Below are 12,106 nucleotides of genomic sequence, written 5' to 3' on the forward strand. Positions count from 1 at the left end.
TTCGGCACCAGTTGGCGCTCAACCGCGCGGCCAGCGGGTTCCTCCAGGCTCAGCCGGGTGGCAGGGCCCCGGCCTGGCGCCGCAACGCGGCGCGCAGCCTCTCGTCACCGGCGAGCTCCACTGCGCGCTCGTACGCGCCGCGGGCATCCGCCACCCGCCCCGCCTCGGCACAGAGGTGCGCCCGGGTGGCCCAGTACGGCTGGAACGCCGCAGCCCGGTCCCCGGCCAGTGCATCGAGCGCGTCAAGCCCCGCCACCGGCCCCTCGACCTCACCGGTGACCGCCGCCAGCGCCACCCGGGCGCCCACGGTGGGCCAGAGGCGCACCAGCGCGGTGTGCAGGGTCTGCAAGGCCCGCCAGTCGGTGACACCGGAGCGGGCCCGATCGCAGTGCACGGACTGGATCGCCGCCTCCAGCTGGAACCGGCCGATCCGGCCCAGCGACCGGGCGCGCCGCAGGTAACGCTCCCCGCGTGCGATGAGCACGGCGTCCCAGAGCGCCGGATCCTGGTCGTCGAGAGCGACGAGCTCACCCGCGCTGCTCGTGCGGGCCGGCAGTCGGGCGATGGAGAGGGCGAGCAGGGCGGCGAGGCCGAGCACCTCCGGCTCCTCGGGCAGCAGTGCGGCAAGGGTCTCGGCCAGGTACAGCGCCTCGCCCGCCAGCGAGTCCGGCGCGGCGCGGGCATCCGGGTCGGCGCCGGCCCAATCGATCGCGTAGGCGCCGTACACGGCCTCGAGCACCGCGGGCAATCGCTGAGGCAGGTCGGCGAGCGATGGCACTACAAACGGGATGCGCGTGGCACGGATGCGCCGTTTGGCCCGCACCAGGCGTTGGGCCATGACGCTCTCCGGCACGGCATAGGCTGCCGCGATGTCCGCCGCCGTGAGGCCGAGCACGGTCTGCAACATCAACGGGGTGCGGATGCCCGGGTCGATAGCCGGGTGCGCGCACGCGCAGAGCAACTCGATGCGCTTGTCGGGAATGGCCTCGGCGTCGAGGGCGTCGAGTGCGTCCAGTGGGTCGAGTCCCACCGGGCCGGCGGCCGCGGCGCGGTCCCATCCGTCGGCCGCCGGCTCTCGGCTACCGTCGGTGCTGCCCCGCCGGTCGGCCGCGTCGCCGGTGAGCCTGCTGTCGTCCAGCGGGGCCCGCAGCCGAACGGCCGCCGACTTCCACAGGTCCTTCAGCCGGTTGCGTGCCACGGTGAGCAGCCATCCCTCCGGATTGTCGGGAACGCCGTCGCGCGGCCAGGTGCTCAGGGCGCGCTCGAAGGCATCCGAGAGGGAGTCTTCGGCGGCTGCAATGTCGCCGGTGGGCGCGGCGAGCACGGCGACCAGGCGCCCGTAGGAGGCGCGGGCGGCGAGCTCCGCCCGCGCCCGGGCGCTCACGCCACCTGGCGCCACTGGCCGTCGGTGAAGATGATCGCCGATGGACGCACCTCGATCGCGCCGTACTGGGCGGCGGGGCATTTGCCGGCCCACTCGAGTGCGGCGTCGAGGTCGGGCACATTGATCACGAAGGTGCCGTTGAGGCGTTCCTTGGTGTCGGCGAACGGGCCGTCCTGGATCTGCAGGGCACCGTCCCGCAGCGACACCGTCGTCGAGGTGGCCACGGGCTGCAGGATGTCGGCGGACACGAGCACGCCCGCCGCATCAAGCGACTTGGCGTAGGCGTCGAACGCGGCCCGTCCCCATTCCATGTCCTCTTCGGTGATCCCGGCGTCCCCGGACTCCTGGCTGATGACGAGAAGTGAATATTGCATGATCTGTCCTTCCACGTTTATCGGATACTGACACCCCTATGACGACCCAGCCAGTCCGAAATCGACATCCCGGCTGCATCCGTGGCCGCAACTGTTGCCCGTGTGCACACTTGAGCTCGGCGTGCCGGGCGCAGAAGTCCGCTTCGGGAACAGTTCGTCGGCGGGTGACCTGAGCGCCGCGGGTGACGCGGTTCAGGCCGCCGCCGCGGGTGGGGCGTCGTGGCCGACGCGGCCCACCAGCAGCAGGCCGCCGACGGCGAGCAGCGCCGAGAGCGTGAACGAGGCCGTGTACGTGGCGGTGCCGCCCAGCGGCGCGAAAGCCACGAACACCACGGCCGTGGCGGCCAGGGCCAGCGCCGCGCCGATGGAGTCGGCGATCAGCAGCGCGGACGAGTTGAAGCCCTGCTGCTCCGGCGCCGACAGCCGCAGCACCCGGCCGCTCTGCCGTGGCACGAGAGTGCCCATGCCCGCCCCGGCGACGGCCCAGCCGGCGATCGCGACCGCGGGCGGCAGCCCCAGCGCGCTGGTCGCCGCCGACGCGGCGACCGCGATCAGCAGCAACACGCTGCCCAGCAGCATGCTTCCCGCATCGCTCAGCACCGTGGCATAGCGCCCCTGCAACCAGGACGCCAGAGCCCAGGTGATGCCGGCACAACTCAAGGCCAGCCCGGCCAGCACCGGGGAGAGCCGGTACTCGCCGGTGAGCAACGCCGGCAGGTACACCTCGGTGGAGAGGAACGCCCCCGAGACCAACCCGCGAATGGTCATCACCACGGGCAGTCCCCGCCGGCCGCTCAGGGTGCCCGCCGGCAACAGCGGGCGCAGCGCCACCCCGGCCAGCACGAACGCTGCCCCGGTGCCCACCCACAACAGGGCCCCCGGCAGCTGCGCCGCCATCGACGCGCAGAGCACCGCCGCCGCCGCGCCCAGCGACCACAGTGTGCGCGACAGCCGCCACGGTTCCCGAACCCCAACCGGCCGTTCCCGCTCCGCCGCCGCAATCGACGCCAGCCCGGGCCGCAGCATCCCCATCGCGGCGAGCACCAGCACCACCACGCCGAGGAACACCCACCGCCAGCTGGTGTACTCGGCCACCAGGCCCGCGATGAACGGCCCGATCAACGACGGCACCACCCAGGCCCCGGCGAAGGCGCCGAAGATCGCCGGATGCATCCGCTGCGGGTACACCCGCGCGACCACCACGTACAGCGACACGCTCAGCGCCCCGCCGCCGAGACCGTGCACCAGGCGGCCCACGATGAGGGCGGGCATTGATGCGGCGGTGCCGGCGATCACCAGCCCCACCACGAAGAGCACCACCGCGGTCAGCACCACCGGCACCGGCCCGGAACGGTCCGACCAGTTGCCCGCGGCGACCATCCCCACCACGCCCACGGCGAGCGGACCGGAGAACGCGAGCGCGTAGAGCGAGTCGCCGTCAAGCGCCGCGCTGATGATGGGCATCACGGTGGTCACGGCCAACGCCTCGAACGCGGCCAGGAAGATCAGCGCGAGGATGCCGACGGTGACCCAGACGTACTGCCGGCCGAAGATGGAGGCCGGGCGGGGCGGGGCCGAAGACGGCGGGGAGGGGAGGGGCACGAGAGCGATAGTAGGACCTCAACCGCGCTTGAGGTCAACGAGAACCTCCCGCCGGCCCGACTAAAGGCGGAGTTTTTCGCGACACGCCGTCTCGGCGGCCCGCCCACACGGCGTGTCGCCAAAAAGTCCGCCCTTACGCGGGGGATGACTGAGGCAGGCGACTGAGTTAACTCGGAAACGCCCGCATGAGAGCGGGCGTTTCAGTGGCGGAGAATGGGGGATTCGAACCCCGCGCGTGGGCATTGTGCTTTCACCCAACACGCTTACAACTGGCGGAGAATGGGGGATTCGAACCCCCGAGGGCTTTCACCCAACACGCTTTCCAAGCGTGCGCCATAGGCCACTAGGCGAATTCTCCTAAGCCGATCGATTCGTGAAGACAACGACCAGAGAAAATCTTACCTGCTTCTGGGGGTGCGAAGTGACACGGTGTGCCGGAGCCGGGTTTGGGCGCGAGGCCTGCACGCCCTAAACTGGACATGGCTCCTCGCGTGGCGCTATCTCAGCCAACTCCCCCAGGACGGAAACGTAGCAAGGGTAACTGGGCTCTGGTGGGTGCGCGAGGAGTTTTACTTTGCCCGGACGCAATCCCACAAGAGTCATTGCACAAGAGTTCTTGTGCATCTACACTCAGAGCATGCCCACCCCCGATGCCCTGCCGGACTCCTCGGTCGTCTCGCTCACGAGCGCCAAGCAGATGCGCGCCCTCGCGCATCCGCTGCGGCTGCGGATTCTCGGCGAACTGCGCATTAATGGTCCGCGCACCGTGGGCGCCCTGGCCGACCTCGTGGACGAGGCGCCGGGCACCCTGAGCTACCACCTGGGCAAGCTCGCCGAATTCGGCTTCGTCGAGGAGGCGCCCGAGCTCGCCACGGACCGCCGCGAGCACTGGTGGCGGGCCGCCCACGACGCCACCCGCATCACCCCGAGTGCTGCGGATGCGTCCGCCGAGGAGCGCCTGGCCTCCGCCGCGATGTTGCACCAGGTGGCCGATGTGTACGCGGCCGCGCTGCACGCCGCGGTCGACGCGCAGCAGGTGCAGCCCCGCGACTGGGTGGACGCGAGCACCGGCGGCGACACCGTGGCCTACCTCACCGTGGCCGAGCTCGTCGAAGCCAGCGCCGAACTCGAGGCCGTGCTGCACAAGTGGCACACCGCGGGGGATCGCGGCAGGCCGGGCGCGGAGGCCGTGCAGTTCATCGTGCACGCGAGCCGGCGCCCGTGAGCGCAGGCGAGCGGGGTCACGGGGCCTCGACGAGCGCGACCAGTGGGGCCTCGACGAGCGCGACCAGTGGGGTCTCGACGAGCGCGACCAGTGGGGTCTCGACGAGCTCGACCAACGGGATCTCGACACGCTCGACCAGGGGGCTGCTGGCGCTGATCACCCTGCTCGGCGGCCACGGACTCTCCCTGCTCGGCAACGTCATCACCGTCATCGTCGTCCCCCTTTATGTGCTGCACGACACCGGCTCGGTGCTCGCCACCGGGGTCGCCGGGGTGTTCGCGACGGTGCCCGTGATCGTCGGGGGAGCCCTCGGCGGCGTCCTCGTGGACCGCATCGGCTTCCGCGCCGCCGCCATCGTGGCCGACCTCGCCAGCGGGGCCACGATCCTGCTCATCCCGGTGCTCGCCGCCACCACCGGTCTGCCGTTCCCGGTGCTGCTCACCCTGGTCTTCCTCAGCGGACTGCTCGACACCCCCGGCAACACCGCCAAGTCGGCGCTGGTGCCCGACCTGGCCGAGGGCGCCGGTCTCAGCGTCGCCAGGGCCACCGGCATCCACTCGGCCGTGTCGCGCAGCGCCGCAATGATCGGCGCCTCGGTGGCCGCGGTCTGCGTGGTCTGGCTGGGCCCGCTCAACGCGCTGGTCATCGACGCGGCCACCTTCGCGGTGTCCGCACTGGTGCTCTGGGTGGGCGTGCCCAGGCACGCGGATGCCCGCCCGGGCCCTGACGGGGACGGCGCTCCGATCACGTCCTCCAATCTCGCCGACCCGTCCGCCACCCGGCCCGCCGAGTCCACCACCCGGCACGCCTACTGGACCGACCTCGCCGCCGGCGTCCGGTTCCTTTACCACCGCCCGCTGCTGCGCAACCTCGTGCTGATGATCGTGGTCACCAACTGCTTCGACGCCGCGGGCATCACCGTGCTGATGCCCGCCTACGCCAGCACCGTTGGCGCGGACGGCGCGATCTTCGGGGTCATGGTCGCCGTGTTCTCCGGCGGTGCGCTCGCCGGGGCCGGACTGTTCACCTGGCTCGGCCAGCGGTGGCCCCGCCGACCGGTGCTCGTCGTCTCCTTCCTGCTCGCCGGCGCCCCGCCCTACCTCGCCATGGCCGCCGCCGTACCCGTGCCGGTGCTTCTGGCCGTGCTCGCCGTCGCCGGTCTGGCGGCCGGGTCGATCAACCCGCTCATCACAACGGTGCTCTACGAGCGGGTGCCGCGGCAGCTGCGCGCCCGGGTGCTCGGCGCGATGACCACCGGGGTGTCGCTCGGCCTGCCGCTGGGCAGTCTCGGCGCCGGACTGGCGGTGACGGCGGCCGGCCTAGTCCCGGTTCTGCTGGCCGTCGGCGTCGTGTACGCCCTGGTCACGCTCGCCCCGCTGACGGGGGGATCCTGGCGAAACCTCGAACCCGGAAGCCTAGACCTGTCGCGGGAGGCTCACAGGGACTAACGTCCCCTTCCTGGCCCACACCCCGCTCCTAAGCTTGAACGGCGCAACTGCCGCCCTCAAACCCTGGAGATGGTCATGGCTGACTCGTCCGCAACTCCCACCGCATTCACCTGGCCCAGCCGCCTGCCGCACGCGTTGAGCACCGAAGCTCTCGCCAGCGTCGACGCCTGGTGGCGCGCATCCAACTATCTCTCGGTCGGCCAGATCTACCTGCTCGACAACCCTCTGCTGCGCGAGCCGCTCACCCGTGAGCACATCAAGCCGCGCCTGCTCGGCCACTGGGGCACCACGCCCGGCCTCAACTTCCTCTACGCGCACCTGAACCGGGTCATCCGCGAACGCGAGATCAGTACCCTCTACATCACCGGCCCCGGCCACGGCGGGCCCGGCATGGTCGCCAACGCCTACCTCGACGGCACCTACTCCGAGATCTACTCAGGCATCGACCAGACCGTCGACGGCGTCAAGGGCCTGTTCCGCCAGTTCTCCTTCCCCGGCGGCATCCCCAGCCACGCCTCACCCGAGACCCCCGGCTCGATCCACGAGGGCGGCGAGCTCGGCTACGCGCTCAGCCACGCCTACGGCGCCGCGTTCGACAACCCCGACCTGCTCGTGGCGGCCGTCATCGGCGACGGCGAGGCCGAGACCGGCCCGTTGGCCACCAGCTGGCACTCCAACAAGTTCGTCAACCCGCTCGAAGACGGTGTCGTGCTGCCGATCCTGCACCTCAACGGCTACAAGATCGCCAACCCCACCATTCTCGCCCGCATCCCCGAGAGCGAACTGCTCGAGCTGATGCGCGGCTACGGCCACAACCCGCACATCGTCTCCGGCGGCTTCGACGGCGAAGACCCCCTGGCCGTGCACCAGCGCATGGCGCAGACCATGGACGAGGTGCTCAACGAGATCGCCGCGATCAAGCGCGCCGCCCTCGCCGGCGACACCAGCCGGCCGCGCTGGCCGATGATCATCCTCAAGACCCCCAAGGGCTGGACCTGCCCGCCCGTCATCGACGGCGTGCAGGTGGAAGACTCCTGGCGCTCACACCAGGTGCCGCTGGTCAACGCCCGCGACACCCAGTCGCACACCGACGTGCTCGAATCCTGGCTGCGTTCGTACCGTCCGGAGGAGCTCTTCGACGAGGCCGGCGCCCCGGCCGCGAACATCACCGCGCTCGCCCCGCACGGCGACCTGCGGATGAGCGCCAACCCAGTCGCCAACGGCGGCCTGCTGCGCCGCGAGCTCAAACTGCCCAACTTCCGCGACTACGCGGTGGATGTGCCGTCCCCCGGCGCCACCATCGACGAGGCCACCAAGGTGCTCGGCATCTGGCTCGCCGACGTCATCCGCGACAACCCGGACAACTTCCGCATCTTCGGACCCGACGAGACCGCGTCCAACCGGCTCGCGCCATCCGTCTACGCCGCCACCGACAAGCAGTGGAACGCCGAGTACGTCCCCGAAGACACCAACCTCGCCCGCGCCGGCCGGGTCATGGAGATGCTCAGCGAGCACCAGTGCCAGGGCTGGCTGGAGGGCTACCTGCTCACCGGCCGTCACGGCCTATTCAACTGCTACGAAGCGTTCATCCACATCATCGACTCGATGTTCAACCAGCACGCCAAGTGGCTCAAGGTCACCCGCGAGATCCCGTGGCGCCGCTCCATCTCGAGCCTGAACTACCTGCTCTCCTCACACGTCTGGCGCCAGGACCACAACGGCTTCAGCCACCAGGACCCGGGCTTCATCGACCACGTCGTGAACAAGAGTGCCGACGTCGTGCGCGTCTACCTGCCGTTCGACGCCAACACCCTGCTCTCCATCTACGACCACTGCCTGCGCAGCGTCGACTACGTCAACGTGGTCGTCGCCGGCAAGCAGCCGGCACCGAACTGGCTCACCATGGACCAGGCCGTCGCGCACTGCGAGCGGGGCCTGGGCATCTTCGAGTGGGCCGGCACCGAGACCCCCGGCACCGAACCCGACGTGGTGCTCGCCGCCGCCGGCGAGGTGCCCACCCTCGAGGTGCTCGCCGCCGCCAAGATCCTCCGCGAGGCCATGCCCGACCTCAGCGTGCGCGTGGTGAACGTGGTCGACCTGATGCGCCTGCAGAGCGAGGACGACCACCCGCACGGGCTCTCCGACCGGGAGTTCGACGCCTACTTCACCGCCAACAAGCCCATCGTGTTCGCCTACCACGGCTACCCGTGGCTGATCCACCGGCTCACCTACAAGCGCCACGGCCACTCCAACCTGCACGCCCGCGGGTACAAGGAGAACGGAACGACGACGACGCCGTTCGACATGGTCATGCTCAACGACCTCGACCGGTACCACCTGGTGATGGATGTCATCGACCGGGTACCCGGACTCGGAGCCCGTGCCGGACTGCTTCGCCAGCAGATGCAGGATGCCCGCCTGCGTGCCCGGCAGTACACCCGCGATCACGGGGAAGACATTCCCGAGGTGACCGACTGGGTATGGGCTGGGAACGATGCCGCGGCAGCCGCCGCGCGCACACTGGACACCACCGGCGGGGATAACGTATAACCGTGGCTCGAAGCATTTACATCACCTCCGCCGAGGGAAATACCGGCAAATCTACTATCGCACTCGGCGTTCTCGACACCCTGTTGCACTCCATCGAGCGAGTGGGCGTCTTCCGCCCCATCGCTCGGTCCAAGCACAAGCCCGACTATGTGCTCGAACTCCTGCTCAACCACCTGCAGGCGCGCAAGCCCGTGGGCGACCACCCGGTCGCCCAGCCCGCGCTCAGCTATGACGAGTGCGTCGGCGTCACCTACGACGACGTGCACGCCGACCCGGATGCCGCACTGGCCCGCATCGTGGCCCGCTACAAGGCCGTCGAAGCGCAGTGCGACGCCGTCGTGGTCATCGGCAGTGACTTCACTGACGTGGGCAGCCCCACCGAACTGGCCTACAACGCCCGCATCGCCGCGAACCTCGGTGTTCCGGTGCTGCTGGTGCTGGCCGGCCGGGTTGCCTTCGGCCAGGGCGAGGGACTCAACCAGAGCGATCAGCTCGGCCAGAGCGAACCGCGCTCGAGTGACGACATCCGCCAGCTCACCGACGTGGCCCTGACCGAACTCGCCTCCGAGCACGTCTCGCTGCTCGGCGTCGTGGTCAACCGCGCCGACCCCGCCAACCTCAACGGCCTCATCGCCGCGGTGCGCGAGGGCGTCGACAACACCCCCGACCCGTCGGATGCCCACGCAGCCGTCGTGCCCGTCTGGGCCATCCCCGAAGACGCGTTCCTCGTGGCCCCGAGCATGAAGACCATCCTCGAGGCCACCCACGGCACCCTGGTGCAGGGCGACCCCGAACTGCTCTCCCGCGAGGCGCTCAGCGTGGTCGTGGCCGCCATGTCGATGGTCAACGTGCTGCCCCGCCTCACCGAGGGTTCCGTCGTCGTCATCCCCAGCGACCGCCCCGAGGTGCTGCTGGCCGCCCTGATGGCCAACTCGTCAGCCACCTTCCCGTCGCTGGCCGGTGTCGTTCTCGTCGGTGGCTTCGCGCTGCCCGAGTCGATCGAGCAGCTCATGAAGGGCCTCGCCCCGTCGGTGCCGATCATCCGCACCGACCTGGCCTCCTACGAGGCGGCGCTGCGCATCACCCACACCCGAGGCCGTCTGGCCGCCGACTCGCAGCGCAAGCACGACACCGCGCTGGCGCTGTTCGAGCAGCACGTCGACGGTGCCGCCCTGCTCGACCGGCTCAAGGTGAGCCGCGCCGACGTGGTAACCCCGCTGATGTTCGAGTACACGCTGCTCGAGCGCGCCCGCCAGAACCGCATGCGCATCGTGCTGCCCGAGGGCGACGACGACCGGGTGCTCCGCGCCGCCGCCACCCTGCTGGCCCGCGACGTGGCCGACCTGATCATCCTCGGCGAGGAGTTCGAGGTGCGTTCGCGCGCCATCGGCCTGGGCCTGGACATCGCCAAGGCCTCCGTCGTCAGCCCGTTCGACGACGTGCTGCGGATGCGCTTCGCCGAGGAATACGCCCGCCTCCGCGCCCACAAGGGCGTCACCATCGACCAGGCCCGCGACGTCGTCACCGACGTCTCGTACTTCGGCACCATGATGGTGCAGCTCGGCCTGGCCGACGGCATGGTCTCCGGCGCGTCGCACACCACCGCGCACACCATCCGACCCAGCTTCGAGATCATCAAGACCCGCCCCGGCGTGTCCGTGGTCTCCAGCGTGTTCCTGATGGCCCTGGCCGACCGGGTGCTCGTCTACGGCGACTGCGCGGTCAACCCCGACCCCACCGCCGCCCAGCTCGCCGACATCGCCATCTCGGCGTCGGAGACCGCGATCGAGTTCGGCATCGAGCCGCGCATCGCGATGCTCTCCTACTCCACCGGCGGCTCCGGCAGCGGCGCGGATGTCGAAAAGGTGCGGGAGGCCACCGCGCTCGTGCGTGAGCGTCGCCCCGACCTCGCCGTCGAAGGCCCCATCCAGTACGACGCCGCCGCGGATGCCGCCGTGGCCGCCGCGAAGATGCCGGACTCCGCCGTTGCGGGCAAGGCGAACGTGTTCATCTTCCCCGACCTCAACACCGGCAACAACACCTACAAGGCGGTCCAGCGCAGCGCTGGCGCCGTGGCGATCGGCCCCGTCCTGCAGGGCCTGCGCAAACCCATCAACGACCTTTCCAGAGGAGCCCTCGTGCAGGACATCGTGAACACCGTGGCGATCACCGCCATCCAGGCCGCATCGCTGGCAGCAGTGGAGGCAGCGGTATGACCGCCATCCTCGTCATCAACAGCGGTTCCTCGTCGTTCAAGTACCAGCTGATCGACATCGACACCGAGACCGAACTGGCCGGCGGACTCGTCGAGCGCATCGGTGAGGCCAGCGGCCACGCCCGCCACACCAACACCGCCTCCGACGCCGGTCGCCAGGAGGCGAACCTGCCGATCCCCGACCACACCGCGGGCTTCGAGGTGATGATCGCGGCATTCGCCGAGCACGGTCCGCAGCTCAGTGACGCCAACCTCGTCGCCGTGGGTCACCGTGTCGTGCAGGGCGGGGCCATCTTCACCGGCCCGACCGTGATCGACGACGCCGTGCAGCAGCAGATCAGCGACCTCGCCGACCTCGCCCCGCTGCACAACCCGGCCCACGTGCAGGCCATCGTCGCCGCCCGCGCGAACTTCCCCGACGTGCCCCACGTCGCGGTGTTCGACACCTCGTTCCACCTCACCATGGAGCCGGCCGCGTACACCTACGCGATCAACACCGAGCTGGCCGCCAAGCACAGCATCCGCCGGTACGGCTTCCACGGCACGTCGCACAAGTACGTCTCCGAGGCCGCCGCCGAGTTCCTCGGCCGCCCCCTGGCCGAACTGAAGACCATTGTGCTGCACCTCGGCAACGGTGCGTCGGCCACGGCCGTCGACGGTGGCAAGTCCATCGACACCTCGATGGGCCTCACCCCGCTGCAGGGCCTCGTCATGGGCACCCGCTCCGGCGACATTGACCCCGCCGTGCTGTTCCACCTGCACCGCAAGGCCGGCCTGTCGATCGAAGAGCTCGACACCCTGCTGAACAAGAAGAGCGGCATGCTCGGCCTCACCGGCAACGGTGACATGCGCGACGTCGAAGACGCCGCCGTGGCCGGCGACGCCGTGGCGCAGGCCGCTCTCGACGTCTACTACCACCGCATCCGCGGCTATGTGGGCAACTACATGGCCCAGCTCGGCGGCCTCGACGTGATCGTCTTCACCGCCGGTGTCGGCGAGAACTCCGGCATCATCCGCGAGGGCGCCCTGCGCGGCCTCGAGGGTCTCGGCATCGAGATCGACCCGGCTCGCAACGACCCGTTCTCCCGTGTCGCCCGCGTCGTGTCGACGGATGCTTCGCGCGTCACCGTGCTCGTCATCCCCACCAACGAGGAGCTCGAGATCGCCCGCGAAACCCGCGCGGTCATCTGACTCTCTCGCAGCAGCAGCTCATTTGCGGACATCCAGCCTTCGTCCCAACAACGAAGGCCGGATGTCCGCATTTCAGTGTCCGGGAGCGGGTCGACCCGGTCTCGAGCCCCGCTGGTC

The 12,106-nt window shown here is 70.0% G+C and carries 8 protein-coding genes, 1 tRNA gene and 1 other RNA gene; 6 read left to right on the top strand and 4 right to left on the bottom strand.

The genetic code is table 11. The annotated features are described in order from the left end of the window. Positions 1–49: 49 nt before the first annotated feature. The 4 genes from E3T61_RS10310 to E3T61_RS10325 form a co-directional block, all read right to left on the bottom strand. Positions 50–1,384, bottom strand: a complete 1,335-nt coding sequence (locus tag E3T61_RS10310) for an RNA polymerase sigma factor (RefSeq protein ID WP_241992499.1) — start codon at positions 1,382–1,384, stop codon at positions 50–52. Beyond that, on the bottom strand, positions 1,381–1,758 hold the full coding sequence (locus E3T61_RS10315) for a YciI family protein (RefSeq protein WP_134640771.1): 378 nt from the start codon (positions 1,756–1,758) through the stop codon (positions 1,381–1,383). The genes E3T61_RS10310 and E3T61_RS10315 overlap by 4 nt, the downstream gene beginning before the upstream one ends. Before the next feature lie 192 nt (positions 1,759–1,950). Then, positions 1,951–3,360, bottom strand: a complete 1,410-nt coding sequence (locus E3T61_RS10320; protein ID WP_174777004.1) for an MFS transporter — start codon at positions 3,358–3,360, stop codon at positions 1,951–1,953. A 270-nt stretch (positions 3,361–3,630) separates the two neighbouring features. Continuing rightward, positions 3,631–3,718 (bottom strand) — tRNA-Ser (locus tag E3T61_RS10325). Between the two features lie 120 nt (positions 3,719–3,838). Between E3T61_RS10325 and ffs the strand changes: the two genes are divergently transcribed. From ffs to E3T61_RS10355, 6 genes are all read left to right on the top strand, one after another. Further along, positions 3,839–3,935: signal recognition particle sRNA small type (ffs, locus tag E3T61_RS10330), an RNA gene on the top strand. 62 nt (positions 3,936–3,997) lie between these two features. Next, a complete protein-coding gene (locus tag E3T61_RS10335) occupies positions 3,998–4,585 on the top strand; it encodes an ArsR/SmtB family transcription factor (RefSeq protein ID WP_134640772.1) in 588 nt (195 codons plus the stop codon). Then, entirely contained in the window at positions 4,582–6,033 is a 1,452-nt protein-coding gene (locus tag E3T61_RS10340; protein WP_166793204.1) for an MFS transporter, read from the top strand. Before E3T61_RS10335 ends, E3T61_RS10340 begins: the two co-directional genes overlap by 4 nt. Before the next feature lie 69 nt (positions 6,034–6,102). After that, positions 6,103–8,583, top strand: coding sequence for a phosphoketolase family protein (locus tag E3T61_RS10345; protein ID WP_134640774.1), 2,481 nt, complete (start codon positions 6,103–6,105; stop codon positions 8,581–8,583). Positions 8,584–8,585: 2 nt separating this feature from the next. After that, entirely contained in the window at positions 8,586–10,799 is a 2,214-nt protein-coding gene (pta, locus tag E3T61_RS10350) for a phosphate acetyltransferase (protein ID WP_134640775.1), read from the top strand. After that, a complete protein-coding gene (locus tag E3T61_RS10355) occupies positions 10,796–11,989 on the top strand; it encodes an acetate/propionate family kinase (protein ID WP_134640776.1) in 1,194 nt (397 codons plus the stop codon). The genes pta and E3T61_RS10355 overlap by 4 nt, the downstream gene beginning before the upstream one ends. Positions 11,990–12,106: the final 117 nt, after the last annotated feature.

This window comes from Cryobacterium lactosi, assembly GCF_004403945.1.
GTDB classification, from domain to species: domain Bacteria; phylum Actinomycetota; class Actinomycetes; order Actinomycetales; family Microbacteriaceae; genus Cryobacterium; species Cryobacterium lactosi.